Source organism: Phenylobacterium soli (assembly GCF_003254475.1).
Taxonomy (GTDB): domain Bacteria; phylum Pseudomonadota; class Alphaproteobacteria; order Caulobacterales; family Caulobacteraceae; genus Phenylobacterium; species Phenylobacterium soli.
This window is the reverse complement of the sequence record NZ_QFYQ01000001.1, coordinates 3,209,408-3,225,733: the sequence shown is the minus strand read 5'-3', so window position 1 is coordinate 3,225,733 and position 16,326 is coordinate 3,209,408. Positions and strand designations below refer to the sequence as shown.

Genomic DNA, 16,326 nt, shown 5'->3' with positions numbered 1-16,326 from the left:
TTGCGACCGCCCGATTCCAATCGCAGGAGAAAGGGTGGCCCGCCGGATGCGTCCGTCGCCGGGGAGGGCTGCGGAGCGGGGGCGTGATCCGCGGAGCGTCGGCGGGCCAGTTTGGGGATAGTGCAGTTAAAACTATACTCAATCGGACGCCGCGCCAAGCGTCAATTCGGCCGGGCGGCGAGCAGCCGCCCGCCCGCAGATCCGCTCAGAGCCCGAAGGGGTAGGTCTCCTCGGCGCCCGGCCGCGCCTCGGTGAGCAGCGGCTTCACCGCGGTGGTCTCGTCGAACCAGACATAGGCGTCGAACTGCTGGGGCAGGGAGCAGGCCACATAGTGGCTCCAGCGCTCGGTCTCGGGGCGGTAGATCACCCCGATGAAGCGCTCCAGCCGCGGCTCCAGGAGTCGGTGGCGCAGCTCGTCGTGCGCGCCCTCCCGAAGATCCAGCAGGAAGCGCCCGACGCCGGCCTCGTGCGCCAGCCGCTCGTAGCTGTCGGGAAGCGAGGCGTTCACCGGCTTGACCTCCATCGGCTCGTCCCAGTCGCTGGCGCAGGCCACGGTCCCCGCGTGCGTGCCGAAGCCGATCAGGGCCGCCTCGGCGCCGAACCGCTCGCGGCAGAGCTGGCCGATGTTCAGCTCCTCGCGCTCGGTGCCCATCTCGGTCTTGGAGGCATCGCCGATGTGCGAATTGTGGGCCCAGACCACCGCTTTCGCGTCCGGACCCTGGGAGTCGAGGATCGAGCAGAGGGTCTCGAACATGTGGGTGTCGCGCAGGTTCCAGCTCTCCGCCGAACCGTAGTACATGGCCCGGTAGTAGGCCTCGGCGTTCTTCACCAGCCGGGCATTGCCCATGGCGTCGAGGAAGGCCGTTCCGTCCGCCTTGACGTATTCGGGCCTGTTTCCAAGCAGCTCCGTCAAGGTCCTGACGACGCCTTCCTCGCAGGCCCGGTAGCCGGCGGAGAGCGCCATCCGGCCATAGCTCTGCGGGTTCTTGGCCCACGGCGTCAGGCAGCCGTAACGCTGGCGGGCGATGTCGCCGGCCTGCGGGTCCACGCGGTCAAGATAGTCCAGCACCGCCCGGATCGAGGCCGAGAGGTTGTAGAGATCCAGCCCGTAGAACCCGGCCCGCGCGTCCGGCGCCCGCGCCAGGTTCCATTCGCGCAGGCCTTCGATGAAGCCCTCCACCTCGGCGTTGCGCCACATCCAGGTCGGGAAGCGGCGGAACGGCGGCTCGTCATGCTTCGGGGGCGGCAGGTGGCGCACATAGCGGTCGAAGTGCGCGGCGTCGGGCCAGTCGGCTTCGACCGCGACGATCTTGAACCCGTGATGCTCGATGAGGCGTCGGGTGATCGCCGCTCGCGCGCGATAGAATTCCGAGGTGCCGTGGCTCGCCTCGCCAAGCAGCACGACCTTGGCCTTGGCGAAGCGGTCGAAGAGGGCGCCGAACGCCGGGTCGTCGAGGTCGGGCAGGGGCTCTGCGGCGTGGGCGATCAGCTTCGGGATCGAGGCCGCAGGCGAAGGCGCGCGGAAGCTGCGCGGCTCGGGCGGCCGGCGCTGCTCGTCCTCTCCCCAGCCCTGTTCGCCGATCAGCGGGACGAAGGTCACCTCTCCGAGGTCTTCTTCGCGGAACTCGGCCTGCGAGATGCGGGTCAGCTTCTTCAAGCGCTGCAGGCGCGGCTCCTCGCCCACCGGCATCACCAGCCGTCCGCCGATCGCCAGCTGCGCCTTCAGCGCCGCCGGGACCTCAGGTCCGCCGGCCGCGGCGAGGATCGCGTCGAACGGCGCGGCGTCCGCCCAGCCCCGCGTGCCGTCGCCGGTCTTCAGATGGATGTTGTCATAGCCCAGCCTGTCGATCCGCGACTGGGCCAGCCGCGTCAGCGGCTCGTGCCGCTCGATGGCGTAGACCGCCTGGGCGATCCGGCTCATCACCGCCGCCGCGTAGCCGGAGCCCGCGCCGACCTCCAGCACCCGCTCGCCGGGGCGGATCCCCGCGGCCTGGATCATCAGGCCGACGATATAGGGCTGCGAGATGGTCTGGCCGGACTCGATAGGGAGGGGAGAGTCCTCGTAGGCGAACTCCTCCATGCCGTCCGGCACGAAAGCCTCGCGCGGAACCTCGCCCATGGCGTCGAGGACTTGCCGGTCGCCGACGCCTCTGGCGGCGAGCTGCCGTTCGACCATCCGGTGGCGGGCGTAGGCGAAGTCGAGCATGCGGCGTCTCCCGCGGGCAGGGCGCCAACCTAACCGGGAACGCGGGCGCCCGGTTTGCGCCCGCTCAATTCCCGCCGCCTGAAAACGGCCTTCAGGCGGTCTGGCCCGGCTGTTGGCCGGCCTCGCCGCCGCGGCCGGCGCCGCCGCCCGGGGCCGGATAGCGGAAGCCCTCGCCCTGGCCCTCGGCCGCCGCCAGCTGGCGTTCGGCGAAGTCCCAGTTGGCCGCCTTGTCGAGCCAGGACTTCAGGAACCCGGCGCGGTCATTCTGGTAGTCGAGGTAGTAGGCGTGTTCCCACAGGTCGCAGACCAGCAGCGGGAAGACCCCCTCGCGGACGAGCGTGTCGTCGGCGTCATGGGTGGAGATCACCTTCAGCCCGTCCGCGCCGGTCACCAGCCACACCCAGCCGGAGCCGAAGTGGCCGACGCCTTCCTTGGCGAAGGCTTCCTTGAAGGCGTCCATGCCGCCGAACGCCTTGTCGATCGCTTGGGCGAGGGCGCCGCCCGGCTGGCCGCCCTCGGGGCCCATGGAGTTCCAGAAAAAGGCGTGGTTCCAGGCCTGGGCGGCGTTGTTGAACAGGGCGTTGTCGCCGCGCTTCCTCGCCTCGCGCACCACGTCCTCGAGCGGACGGCCGTCCAAGCCGGCCTTGGCGGCGAAGTCGTTCGTCTTGTCGACGTAGGCCTTGTGGTGCTTGTCGTGGTGGAAGTGGAGGGTCTCGGCCGACACGGTCGGCTCCAGGGCGTCGTAGGCGTAGGGAAGCGGCGGCAGCTCGTACATGGGGGACTCCTGGCTTTGACCTTGCGTCTCTGGTCCTGCGTCTCTGGCGTGCGGCGCATCTCGCGCGCGTCGTTCCGGCGCCGGGCGTGCGCCATCGCGGCCGCCCCCGCACGCGCCACTGCAACCGACAGGGCGAAGCTGGTGTTCCGACCGCGCCGGACTTAAGTCAAGTCATATCGTGGAACGATGTAATGCCAGTCGCCGCGAGCGCCGGGAACGGGCCGCTGGCCTAGTCCGGAAGCGACAGTGAGGCCTGGCCGAAGGCGTAACGCCAGCCCTGCGGGGTGCGCACATAGGTGTCGCTGAACCACAGGCGCCGGTCATAGCCCTTGCCGCCGGCCATGTACTTCAGCCGCAGCTTCGCCGTGACCACGGCCGTGTCGCCGAACAGGCGGACCGTCTGGGTGCCCGGCTCCTCGTCCTGGATCTCCCAGGCGATGGACTTGGCCCGGGCCTCGCGCAGCAGGTCCTCACGGCTCGCCGCCGCGCCGGAGCCGACCACCAGCACGAAATCGGGATGCAGGATCCGCCCCATGGACTCGGCGTCATTGGCCTTCACGGCCGCCTGGTAGGCGAGGTCGAGGGCCGCCACGGTGGCGCGGTCGTCGGGCGCCGCTACCGCCATCCCGGCGAAGCCCGCCGCCAGCGCCAGTCCCAGCCCAACGCCCATCATGATCGCGCGCATCGCCACCTCCCTCTCGAGGAGGTCCGCATACCGGAGGTCGCCGAAAGCCGCTGGCGGTTACCGGACATCATAGGCGCCGGCGGCCCAAGCCTGACGTCATGACCCGCACACGGGCCAGCCATGACACAGCGATAGACCGGCTTTACTGCGCCGCCTGCTCCTGGGCGTAGCCGAGCAGTTCGTTCAGCCGCTCCAGCATGACCACGGCGCTTTCCGGGACCACGGTGCCGGGGGTGAAGACCGCCGCCACGCCCATGTCCTCCAGGGCCTTGAAGTCCTCCGGCGGGATGACGCCGCCGACGACCACCATGATGTCGGGCCGGCCGAGCTTGGCGAGCTCCGCCTTCAGCTCGGGGACCAGGGTCAGGTGGCCGGCGGCCAGCGAGCTCGCGCCGACCACGTGGACGCCTTTCTCGACAGCCTCGGCGGCCGTCTCGGCGGGGGTCTGGAACAGGTCGCCGATCACCACGTCGAAGCCGAGGTCGGCGAAGCCGGAGGCCACGACCTTCTGGCCGCGGTCGTGGCCGTCCTGGCCCATCTTGGCGATCAACACCTTGGGCTTGCGGCCGTCGGCGTGGACGAAGGCTTCGACCATCTGCTTGGCGCGCTGGGCCGCCGGGGTCTCGCCGCTCTCGCGCAGATAGACGCCCTTCACCGCGTCGGCCTTGGCCTTGTGGCGGTTGAACACCTTCTCCAGCGCGTCCGAGATCTCGCCGACCGTGGCCTTGGCGCGGGCCGCGTTGACCGACAGCTCCAGGAGGTTGCCGTTGCCGGCCGCCCCGTTGGTCAGGGCCTCCAGCGCCTGGCGCAGGGCCTCGGGGTCGCGCTCCGCCTTCAGGCGCTTCAGCTTCTCGAGCTGCCGCTCGCGCACGGCGGTGTTGTCGACTTTCAGCACCGGGATCTCGTCGGCGCCTTCCGGCCGGTAGCGGTTGACGCCGACCACGCTCTGCACGCCGGAATCGATCCGCGCCTGGGTGCGGGCCGAAGCTTCCTCAATGCGGCGCTTGGGCAGGCCGTCCTCGATCGCCTTGGTCATGCCGCCAAGCTTCTCGACCTCGGCGATGTGCTCCAGGGCGCGGGCGGCGAGATCGGCCGTCAGCCGCTCCACGTAGTAGGAGCCGCCCCACGGGTCGACGACCTTGGTCTGACCGCTCTCGAGCTGGATGAAGAGCTGTGTGTTGCGCGCGATCCGGGCCGAGAAGTCGGTCGGCAGGGCCAGCGCCTCGTCCAGCGAGTTGGTGTGCAGGCTCTGGGTCTGGCCGCTGGTGGCGGCGATCGCCTCGACGGCGGTGCGGGCCACGTTGTTGAACACGTCGTGGGCCGCGAGCGACCAGCCCGAGGTCTGGGTGTGGGCGCGCAGGGCGAGGGAGCGGGCGTCCTTCGGGTCGAACTCCTCCTTCATGAGCTTGGCCCAGAGGAAGCGCGCGGCGCGCTGCTTGGCCATTTCCATGAAGACGTTCATGCCGGCGTTCCAGAAGAACGACAGGCGCGGCGCGAACTGGTCCACCGTCATGCCGGCGGCGACCCCGGCGCGGACGTATTCGATGCCGTCGGCGAGGGTGTAGGCGAGCTCCAGGTCGAGCGTCGCTCCGGCTTCCTGGATGTGATAGCCGCTGATCGAGATCGAGTTGAACTTCGGCATCTCGGCGCTGGTGTAGGCGAAGATGTCCGAGATGATCCGCATCGAGGGCGACGGCGGGTAGATGTAGGTGTTCCGGACCAGGAACTCCTTGAGGATGTCGTTCTGGATCGTGCCCGACAGCTTGGCGTGATCCACGCCCTGCTCCTCGCCGGCCACGATGTAGAGCGCCATGATCGGCAGCACCGCGCCGTTCATGGTCATCGACACGCTCATCTTGTCGAGCGGGATGCCGTCGAACAGCGTCCGCATGTCGAGGATGGAGTCGATCGCCACGCCGGCCATGCCGACATCGCCCTTCACCCGCGGGTGGTCGGAATCGTAGCCGCGGTGGGTAGCCAGGTCGAAGGCGATGGACAGGCCCATCTGACCGGCCGCTAGGTTGCGGCGGTAGAAGGCGTTGGAATCCTCAGCCGTGGAGAAGCCCGCGTACTGGCGGATGGTCCACGGGTTGGTGAGGTACATGGTCGGATAGGGCCCGCGCACGAACGGGGCCAGGCCCGGGTAGCCGGCCAGGGCCTCGAGCCCCGCCGCGTCGGCCGCAGCGTAGGCGGGCTTCACCGCGATGCCTTCCGGCGTGTTCCAGGGCGCGCCGGTGGGCGCAGGGGCCGCGGCGGCCTCGCCGTCGAACGACAGGGTGGCGAAATCGGGGAAGGCGCTCATTGGACGGCCTCGTGAGCTTGCGACAGCCGGATGGGCTTGAGCGGCGGACAGGCGCCGTCGGGTCCGGGCAGGCGGGGCGAGGGCGCCTCGACCGGCTTGGCCTGCGCCGTCTCGACCTCCACCGGCGTCTCCTTCTCCGGCGGGAAGGCGGTGACGCCGACGATCTTCAGGGGGCCGCGCGCGGCGTTGGCCTTGGCCACGGTCTCGGCGACGAGGCCGGCGCTCAGGGCGGCGATGATCCCGCCCTTGGCCTCGATCGCCTGGAACGCGGCCCAGGCGGCGCGGGCGATCTCCTCGCTCAGGGTCTCGATGTAGCCGGAGCCGGCGGCCGGGTCGGCCACCCGGCCGACATGAGCCTCTTCCATCAGCACCAGCTGGGTGTTGCGGCTCTGGCGGCGGCCGAAGGCGGTGGGCAGGCCGAGCGCGTCGGTGAAGGCGCCGAGCACGATCGCGTCGGCGCCGCCGACGGCCGCGCCGAAGCCGGCGGCGGTCAGGCGGATCATGTTGGTCCAGGCGTCCTTGGCGGCCAGCATCCGGCGCGACGAGCGGGCCTCGATGTGGGCCAGGGGCTCGGCGCCGCAGGCGCTGGCGATCCGCGCCCACACCAGGCGCGCCGCGCGCAACTTGGCGATGGTGGCGAAGTAGTCGGCGTCGGCCGACAGGCCCAGGGTGATGCGCTTGAACGCCTCGGCCACCGGCATGCCGGCGCGCACCAGCGCCTTGGCGTAGGCGAGGGCGGAGGCCGCCGCGAAGGCCACTTCCGCCGCCTCGCCGCCGCCGGCCTCGTGGACCACGCGGCCGGAGGCCATGAAGAGCTGCGCCTTGGGATAGGTCTCGCCCAGCCGCACGGCGACGGTGGCGGCGGACACGAGGTGGCTTTCGACCGGGCCCGGGCTGACGCCGGTCTCGGCGAAGGCGCTCAGGGGATCGAGGTTGAAGGCCAGGAGGGCGCCGGGCGAGGCCTTGGCGAAGGCGCCCAGCCAGTCGGCGGCCTTGGGTCCCAGGAAGCCGCCGTCGAGGCCAAGGGTGGCGAACTCCGGAACCACGCCCTTCAGCACCTGGGCCAGGCCGTCGGCCGAGCCCACGGCGACGCCGGACTGGCCGGTCGGATCGATCCGCACCACCACCGAGGCCGCGCCGCCCTCCAGGTCGCGCAGGATCTCGGCGTTGGCCGCGACGGCGTCCGGATGGGCCGTCAGGACGCGCAGGTCCCAGGCCCGCTCCGCGTCGAACGGGCGGGTCGGGAATCGCGCCGGCCCGCTCGCCGCCTCGTAGAGCGGTTCGATCGGCAAGCCCTCGACGGTCGTCTTGCGCAAGCTCTCGAAGGGCGCATCCTTCAGCGTCTTCTCGACGAGGGCGCGCCAGGCCTCTTCGGAGGCGGGCGGAAAGGGGGAAGTCAGGGCTTCGGCCATGGGGCGACATGGGCCGCGCGGGCCGCGGGCGTCAAGGTCCCGCAAGGTCAGTCAGGCGCGCGTGGAATCCCGCGCCGCGGGCGTGGCGCGACGATTAGCCGGTTGCCTGACGCTCCGTGACCTGCGTACGTTGTAAATCCAACATCCGTTCGAGGACCTGACCGCCCATGGCCCTGCCGCCCGTGCTCCGCGACCGCCTGCGTCTGCCCGTCATCGCCAGCCCGCTGTTCATCATCTCCGGGCCCGATCTGGTGATCGCCCAGTGCAAGGCCGGCATCGTCGGCTCCTTCCCGGCGCTCAACGCCCGGCCCGCCAGCCTGCTCGACGAGTGGCTGCACCGGATCACCGAGGAGCTGGCCGCCTGGGACCGCGACCATCCGGACACGCCCGCCGCGCCCTTCGCGGTGAACCACATCGTCCACAAGACCAACGACCGCCTGGAGCACGACCTCGAGGCCTCCACCAAGTGGAAGGCGCCGATCGTCATCACCTCCCTGGGCGCGCGCGAGGACGTCAACGCGGCGGTCCATTCTTACGGCGGCGTCGTGCTGCACGACGTGATCACCGACCGCTTCGCGAAGAAGGCGGTCGAGAAGGGCGCCGACGGCCTGATACCGGTGGCGGCCGGCGCCGGCGGCCACGCCGGCCGGCTCTCGCCCTTCGCCCTGGTCCAGGAGATCCGCGAGTGGTTCGACGGCCCGGTGGCGCTGTCGGGCTCGATCGCCAACGGCCACGCCATCCTCGGCGCCCAGGCGATGGGCGCGGACCTCGCCTACATCGGCTCGGCCTTCATCGCCACGCAGGAAGCCAACGCCGAGCAGGACTACAAGCAGATGATCGTCGACAGCGCCGCCGACGACATCGTCTATTCGAGCCTCTTCACCGGCGTGCACGGCAACTATCTCAAGCCCTCGGTTATCGCCGCCGGCCTCGATCCGGACAACCTGCCCGAATCCGATCCGTCGAAGATGAACTTCGGCTCCGGCGGCAACCAGAAGGCCAAAGCCTGGCGCGACATCTGGGGCTGCGGCCAGGGCATCGGCGCGGTCAAGGACATCCCCACCGCCGGCGAACTCGTCGCCCGCCTCTCGGGCGAGTACGACGAAGCCATCGCCGAGCTCCAAGCCAAGGTCGCGCTCACGCACCGGCGTTTTGCGATGGCCGCCGAATAGGCCGGCTTTCGGGGCCTAAAGCCCCGATCACGCTAATGTTTTGAATGGCCAAGCCGGCGCCGGGGCAACCCTGGCGCCGCTTTTGGGTTGAGCCCCCGCGCGCGCTGGGAGCCTAACCTATGTCATACCTGAACTACCTCGGTCAGCCGATGCCGGAGACCGCGCCCGAGGACAACGGCAAGAACAATATCCTCGGGACCTCGGCCGGCAACGAGACCCTGCAGGCTCCGGAGGTGAATTCCTCGGTGGCCGGGGCCGGCGGCGGCGACAAGCTGATCGGCGCCTCGGGCGATACCACCTTCTGGATCACCGACCCCAAGGACATCGTCGTCGAGCAGCCCAACGCCGGCATCGACACCGAGATCGGCTGGATGCCGATCAAGCTCGCCGACAACGTCGAGAACCTGAAGGTCTACGGCAGCTACGACTACGCCTACGGCAACAGCCTCGATAACCTGATCATCGTCGGCGACGACCAGAACCAGTGGCTCTACGGCGGCGCCGGCAACGACGTGCTGGTGGGCGGCGCGGCCCAGAACACCTTCCTCGTACGGGCCGGGGAGGGCAACGACGTCATCTACAACTGGGACCAGTACGACCAGCTCAAGCTGGTCGACTACGGCTTCACCACCGCCGCCCAGATCCGCGGGGCGATGAAGCAGGTCGGCCCCGACACCGTCATCCAGCTCTCGCCCGCCGAGACCCTCACGGTCCGCAACACCACCCCGGCGTCCTTCGCCGACAAGCAGTTCCTGCTGCCGCTCGACCGCGCGAAGGTGGGGGCGCTCACCTTCGACGACGAGTTCGACACGCTCAAGCTTTACGACCCCTCGAAGAACACCGGCCTGTGGCGCACCGACTTCGGCGGCAACCTCAAGGCCTCCGGCACCTACACCCTGCTGCAGAACGGCGAGAGCGAGGTCTACGCCCACGCCGGGTTCCAGGGCCTCGCCGACCACGACCTCGGGCTGAACCCCTTTTCGGTCTCCGATGGAACCCTGACCATCCGCGCCGAACAGCTGCCGAGCGAGCTCGCGCCGCAGGTGTGGGGCGCCTCCTATTCCTCGGGCATGCTGAACACCTTCGGCGCCTTCGCCCAGAAGTACGGCTACTTCGAGATGCGCGCCGAGCTGCCCACCGCGAGCGGGGCCTGGCCGGCCTTCTGGATGGCGCCCTATCCGATGAACGGCCAGGGCGAGGCCGACATCATGGAGGCGCTCGGCTCGACCCCCAACGTCGACTACCGCCGCGCCTACGGCGGCAGCGAAAGCGTCTTCGACAACGGCATCAAGATCGACCCGTCCGGCTATCACACCTACGGGCTGCTCTGGACGCCCCAGACGGTCACCTTCTACTACGACGACACCGCCGTCCTGCAGGGTCCGACGCCCGCCAGCTGGACAGGGCCGATGGCCCTGATCCTCAACATGGCCGTGGGCGGCTGGGGCGGAACGCCCGACCCCACCCAGTTCCCGGCCGACATGCACGTCGACTATGTGCGCGCCTACGCCCTGGCCGACGGCTCCAGCCAGGTGACCACCGGCCAGTTCGAGGAGCCGCTCGGCACCCTGCGCGCCGACGGCGGCCCGACCTCCGGCGTCGCCGCGACGCCCGCGGTCTTCCAGGACACCGGCCAGCCGGTCACCGCGGCGCCGATCCTGATCTTCAACGCCCGGCCCGACGCCAGCCAGCTTCCGGACGGCAAGGCCTTCGTCGTCTGGCAGGATTCCGGCGCGGTGTTCGGCGCCGTCTCCAACGGCAAGGTGCTGGACCAGCCGACCGGCCTGATGGCCGGCGACACCTCGCCCCTGATGGGGGCCGGGACCTTCCTCACCGACGGCAAGGTGGTGCTGGGCTATTGGGGATCGGGCGTCCACGGCCAGTCGGCCTGGGCCCTGGTGTTCGATCCGGCCACCCACACCCTGAGCCGCAACGAGCTCGGGGCCGCCACCGGCGACGTCCATTTCGTGGCGACCGCCTATGGTGACTTCACGGCCAGTTGGCAGGATCCGTCCGGCGCCCACCTGGGCCGCAGCTATGACAGCTTCGCCTATGACGGCCACGGCTGGTACGGCGCCACGACCACCCTGACCGGCGACGTCAGCGGGGTCACCGCCAACAACGAGGTGATCGCCGCCGCCGGCTCGGGCCAGCAGCTCTACAGCCTGTTCAACGCCTATCTGAACACCGTCGGCGCGGTCTCCTTCTCCGCGCCCAGCGTCACCCAGGCCGAGCCAGGATCTGGCGTCGGCGCCATGACCTTCACCGTCAACCGGGCCGGGGACCTCTGGCAGAAGGCGACCGTCGCCTGGAAGGTCACGCCCAGCGGCGACCATCCGGTCAGCGCCGCCGACTTCCCCGGCGGCGTGCTGCCGAGCGGGGTGATCACCTTCGATATCAACGCCGGGTCCGAGACCTTGACGGTGCCGATCGCCGGCGACGCCCTGACCGAGACGGACGAGCAGTTCACCATCACCCTCTACAACCCGATCGGCACGGGCTTCGGCGCCCAGGCCAGCGCCACCGGCGTCATCACCGACACCGCGCCGAACTCGCCGCCACCCCCGCCGCCACCGCCACCGCCCCCACCTCCTCCGCCGCCACCTCCGCCGCCACCTCCGCCGACGGGCGGTCAGGTCATCACCGCGGCCACGGCGCCGGACACCCTGACCGGCGGGGCCGGCGACGACACCCTCAACGCCAGCCAGGGCGGTGACCAGCTGACCGGCGGGGCGGGGGCTGACGCCTTCGTCTTCGCCCACGAGCCGTGGGCGCCGACCCACGTCACGGATTTCGTGGTCGGGACCGACCGACTCGACCTCTCGGGCCTCTTCCGCGACGCCGGCTACACGGGCGCCGACCCCGTGGCCGACAAGGTCATCTGGTTGCTCGACGACGGCCAGGGCGGGACCGAAGTGCTGTTCGACCGCGACGGGACCGGCGCGGCCCAGCAGTGGCCCGACTACATCATCGACCTGCAGCACACGCCGGTCTCGGGCCTGACCTGGTCGCAGCTTGCGGGCTCCAGCGTCAGCCCGCCGCCACCGCCTCCGCCCCCGCCGCCTCCACCCCCGCCGCCTCCACCCCCGCCGCCTCCATCCCCACCGCCGAGCGGCGGTCAGGTGATCACGGCCTCCAGCGCGCCCGACACCCTGACCGGCGGCGCCGGCGACGACACGCTCAACGCCAGCCAGGGCGGCGACCAGCTCACCGGCGGGGCCGGGGCCGACGCCTTCGTCTTCGCACACGAGCCCTGGGCGCCGACCCACGTCACCGACTTCGTGGTCGGAACAGACCGACTCGACGTCTCGGGCCTGTTCCGCGACGCCGGCTACACGGGCGCCGATCCGGTGGCCGACAAGGTGATCTGGCTTCTGGACGACGGGCACGGCGGGACCGAGATCCTGTTCGACCGCGACGGGACGGGCACGGCGCAGCAGTGGCCGGACTACGTCATCGACCTGCAGGGCGTGCCGGTCTCCGGCCTCACCTGGTCCCAGCTCACCGCAGCCGGGATCAGCCCGCCGCCTCCGCCTCCACCGCCGCCGCCGTCCGGCGGGGTCACCCTCCAAGGCCAGGCCGGCGGCTCCAACCTCACCGGCGGGGCGGGGAATGACACCCTGATCGGCGGCACGGGTCCGGACACCATGACGGGAGCCGGCGGCGCCGACCACTTCACCTTCCAGGCTGTCCCCTGGCAGGCCGGCCACATCACCGACTTCACCCACGGGACCGACAAGATCGACGTCTCCGGCCTGCTCGCCAAGGTGGGCTACGCCGGCTCGGATCCGATCGCGGACGGCTACATCAAGCTGATCGCCGACGGGCAGGGCGGCAGCTGGGTCTACTTCGACAGCGACGGGCCCGGCAGCGGCGACCCGTGGGGGACGCATCTGACGACCCTCGACCACGTCGATCCCGCGAGCCTCACCGCTGGGGACTGGATCATCCGGTAGTCGCGAACCCTCGCCGTTCGGCCGAGAGCCGAGCGGCGGGGACCTTCGGCAGCCGCCAAATATTCCCGTTCACCGCGGGAACAACGGCAGCGCTCGATCGGTTGTCATCGCCCCGCGAGCTTGGCCGTGTGGGCGATCTCAAACCCCTGAGATCGCAACGGAAAAAATTGCGCAGGTTGGCCGAAATCCGGCGAACCGGAGCCGTGGCCCGACAGTTGTGCTTCCCGTCTTTGGAGGCTTCCGATCGTGCCCTATCTCAACTACCTCGGCCAGGTGATGCCCGAGAGCGCATCGCCCACCAGCAATGTCTACGGCACCTCTGCCGGCAACGAGACCCTGACCGCGCCCACCGGCCCGTCGTCTGTCGATTCCAACGGCGGCACCGGCGACCTGCTGATCGGCTCGAACGGCGACAACATCTTCTACGTGAAGGACCCGAGCGACATCGTGCGGGTCGACAACGGCCTGTCCGGCATCAAGACGATCGTCGCCTACAACTCCTTCACCCTGCCGGCGAACGTCCAGAACCTGACCTCGTCCGGGGCCTTCAACTATGCGGTGGGCAACAGCCTCGACAACCTGATCGTCGTCGGCAACGACGCGGAGACCATCTACGGCGGGCCCGGCAACGACGTGCTGGTGGGCGGCGCCGGCGCCAACACCTTCATGGTCAAGGCGGGCGAGGGCAACGACGTCATCTATGGCTGGAACGCTCAGGACCAGATCCAGCTGATCGGCACGGCCTTCAAGTCGTACGCCGACGTCCAGGCGGCCATGACCCAGCAGGGCCAGGACCTGGTGCTGAAGCTCGACCCGACCGAGACCCTGACCTTCCGCAATGTGACGGCCTCGTCGTTCACCGCCGGCCAGTTCCTGCTGCCGCTCGACCGCTCGAAGCTGGGGCCCCAGACCTTCAACGACGACTTCAACAGCCTGCAGCTCTACGACTTCTCGAAGGGAGCCGGGCTCTGGCAGGCGACCTTCGGCTTCGATCCGCACAATCCGAACAACTACAGCCTGCTCGGCAACGGCGAGCTGCAGATGTACACCAGCGCCGATTTCCAGGGCACGTCCGACCACCCCCTGGGGCTCAACCCGTTCAGCGTTTCCGGCGGCGCCCTGACGATCACCGCCCAGCCGATCCCGCAGGACCTGCAGCAGTACGCCTATGGCGGCAGCTACTCCTCGGGTCTTCTCGATACGCGCGGCATCTTCGAGCAGAAGTACGGCTTCTTCGAGATCCGCATGGCCCTGCCGACCACGGCGACGGGGACCTGGCCCGCCTTCTGGATGGCGCCCGACCCGAATTACTCGGGCATCGAAGCCGACATCACCGAGAACATCGCCCGGCAGTCGAACATCGACTTCGTCCGCGGCTATGGCGGATCCGGCCAGGCCGCCGCCTTCTCCAATGTGCTCAAGACCGGCGACCTCACCGGCTTCCACACCTACGGCATGATGTGGACGCCGGGCACGGTGACCTTCTACTACGACGACCAGGCGGTCTATCAGGCCCCGACGCCCTCCACCTGGACCAACCCGATGTACCTGATCGCCAACATGGCGATCGGCGGGTTCGGCGGCACGCCCGATCCGGCCAAGTTCCCCGCCCAGATGCAGATCGACTACATCCGGGCCTACGCCCTGCCGGACGGCTCGAGCACGGTGGAGCACCTGACGCCCCTCGCGCCCGGCGGCACGCTGAAGGTCAACGGCGGCGTCGTCGCCGGCCAGCCGACGCTCGGCGTGCAGACCTTCGCCGATGACGGGACCGCGGTGACGACGCGCCACGTGGTGCAGATCTCGTCCGATCCTCAGCACGCCTCGCAGGCCGAACTCGACGCGGCCGGGACCAAGGCCCTGCTGATCTGGGACCAAGGCGGGGCGGTCTTCGCGTCGTACAAGGACGGGACGACCTATTCGTCCAACACCGCCGTGGCGACCGGCACGATCGCCGGGCTGCAGATGAAGGGCGCCTTCCTTTCCGACGGCAACGCCGTGCTGACCTGGGTGCAGAGCGACAGCGGCGTTCAGAACGCCTGGGCCGACGTCGTGAAGACCTCGGACATGAGCCAGACCAAGCAGCAGCTCGGCGCCGCCAGCGGCCCGATCACCGAGGCGGCCACCGCCCACGGCGGCTTCGCGGTCTCCTGGCACAACGGCGCCGAGATCGACGCCCGCGGCTACGACGGCTACGGCTACTTCGGTTCCAAGGTGGTGGTGCAGGGCGACGTCGCCGGCATCGACGCCCAGGGCGATGTGGTGGTCAGCTGGACCGACGGTTCGGGCCAGCACTCGCAGCTCTATGACGTGTGGGCCGACCCGTTCAACGACCACACCGGCACGGCCTCGCCCCCGCCGCCGCCCAGTCCTCCTCCCCCGCCGCCGCCACCGCCACCGCCGCCGCCACCACCGCCTCCTCCGCCGCCGCCGAGCAGCGGCGGGCAGGTGATCACCGCCGCCACGGCGCCGGACACCCTCACCGGCGGGGCTGGCAACGACACGCTCAACGCCAGCCGGGGCGGCGATCAGCTCACCGGCGGGGGCGGGGCCGACGCCTTCGTCTTCGCCCACGAGCCCTGGGCGCCGAGCCACGTCACCGACTTTGTGGTGGGGACCGACCGGCTCGACATCTCGGGGATGTTGCGCGATACGGGCTACACGGGCTCCGATCCGGTCGCCGACAAGTACGTCTGGCTGATGGACGACGGGCAGGGCGGGACCGAGGTCCTGTTCGATCCGGACGGGACCGGCACGGCCCACCAGTGGCCGGACTACGTCATCGACCTGCAGCACGTGCCGGTCGCGGGCCTGACCTACGCCCAGCTCACGGGCGGGGCGAGCGCCAGCCCGCCGCCGCCTTCACCGCCGCCTCCGCCGCCCCCACCGCCTCCGCCACCTCCGCCTCCGCCCCCGAGCGGCAGCGGCCAGGTGATCACGGCGACGCGCGCGCCCGACACCCTCACGGGCGGCGCCGGCGACGACACCCTCAACGCCAGCCAGGGCGGCGACCAGCTCACCGGCGGCGGTGGGGCCGACGCCTTCGTCTTCGCCCACGAGCCCTGGGCGCCGAGCCACGTCACCGACTTCGTGGTCGGGACCGACCGCCTCGACGTCTCGGGCCTGTTCCACGACGCGGGCTATACGGGCTCCGATCCGGTGGCCGACAAGGTGATCTGGCTGCTCGACGACGGGCACGGCGGGACCGAGGTGCTGTTCGATCCCGACGGGACCGGCACGGCGCACCAGTGGCCGGACTACATCATCGATCTGCAGGGGGTGCCGGTCGCGGGCCTCACCTGGTCGCAGCTCACCGCGGGCGGCGCGACGAGCCCGCCGCCGCCTTCGCCGCCGCCGCCGCCGCCGCCGCCGCCCCCATCCGGCGGGGTCACCCTCCAGGGTCAAGCCGGCGGCTCGAACCTCGTGGGCGGCGCGGGGAACGACACCCTGATCGCCGGCACGGGCCCGGACACCATGACCGGGGCTGGCGCCGCGGACCACTTCGCCTTCCAGGCTGTTCCCTGGCAGGCGGGTCACGTCACCGACTTCACCCACGGGACCGACAAGATCGACGTCTCCGGGATGCTCGCCAAGGTCGGCTACGCCGGCTCGGACCCCATCGCCGACGGCTACATCAAGCTGCTGTCGGACGGACAGGGCGACACCTGGCTCTACTTCGATCGCGACGGAAAGGGCACGGCGGACCAGTGGGGAACCCTGGTCACGACCCTCGATCACGTCGGCCCATCGAGCGTGACCGCCGGGGACTGGATCTTCCGCTGATCCGGCGGCGCCTGAAAAAAAATCCCGCGGCGTCG

General features: G+C 70.2%; 8 protein-coding genes. 3 read left to right on the top strand and 5 right to left on the bottom strand.

Annotated features, from left to right (window positions below):
* Positions 1–205: 205 nt before the first annotated feature.
* The 5 genes from DJ017_RS15950 to DJ017_RS15930 all read right to left on the bottom strand — a co-directional run bounded on the left by DJ017_RS15950 (position 206) and on the right by DJ017_RS15930 (position 7,380).
* Positions 206–2,206: a protein-L-isoaspartate(D-aspartate) O-methyltransferase gene (locus DJ017_RS15950; RefSeq protein ID WP_111529640.1), complete on the bottom strand. Its 2,001-nt coding sequence runs from the start codon at positions 2,204–2,206 to the stop codon at positions 206–208.
* Between the two features lie 91 nt (positions 2,207–2,297).
* Complete coding sequence (locus tag DJ017_RS15945; RefSeq protein WP_111529639.1) at positions 2,298–2,981, bottom strand: superoxide dismutase; 684 nt, start codon at positions 2,979–2,981, stop codon at positions 2,298–2,300.
* Positions 2,982–3,210: 229 nt separating this feature from the next.
* Positions 3,211–3,666, bottom strand: coding sequence for a nuclear transport factor 2 family protein (locus DJ017_RS15940; RefSeq protein WP_111529638.1), 456 nt, complete (start codon positions 3,664–3,666; stop codon positions 3,211–3,213).
* A gap of 142 nt (positions 3,667–3,808) precedes the next feature.
* A complete protein-coding gene (gene scpA, locus DJ017_RS15935) occupies positions 3,809–5,968 on the bottom strand; it encodes a methylmalonyl-CoA mutase (protein WP_111529637.1) in 2,160 nt (719 codons plus the stop codon).
* The gene (locus tag DJ017_RS15930; RefSeq protein WP_111529636.1) at positions 5,965–7,380 is read right to left on the bottom strand and encodes a methylmalonyl-CoA mutase family protein; all 1,416 of its coding nucleotides are present in this window, start codon (positions 7,378–7,380) and stop codon (positions 5,965–5,967) included. Before DJ017_RS15930 ends, scpA begins: the two co-directional genes overlap by 4 nt.
* Positions 7,381–7,547: 167 nt before the next feature.
* On the opposite strand from DJ017_RS15930, the gene DJ017_RS15925 reads away from it, so the two are divergent.
* The 3 genes from DJ017_RS15925 to DJ017_RS15915 all read left to right on the top strand — a co-directional run bounded on the left by DJ017_RS15925 (position 7,548) and on the right by DJ017_RS15915 (position 16,291).
* Positions 7,548–8,552, top strand: coding sequence for an NAD(P)H-dependent flavin oxidoreductase (locus tag DJ017_RS15925; protein WP_111529635.1), 1,005 nt, complete (start codon positions 7,548–7,550; stop codon positions 8,550–8,552).
* 119 nt (positions 8,553–8,671) lie between these two features.
* Positions 8,672–12,508, top strand: coding sequence for a family 16 glycosylhydrolase (locus DJ017_RS20670; RefSeq protein WP_111529634.1), 3,837 nt, complete (start codon positions 8,672–8,674; stop codon positions 12,506–12,508).
* A 246-nt stretch (positions 12,509–12,754) separates the two neighbouring features.
* A complete protein-coding gene (locus DJ017_RS15915; protein ID WP_111529633.1) occupies positions 12,755–16,291 on the top strand; it encodes a family 16 glycosylhydrolase in 3,537 nt (1,178 codons plus the stop codon).
* Positions 16,292–16,326: the final 35 nt, after the last annotated feature.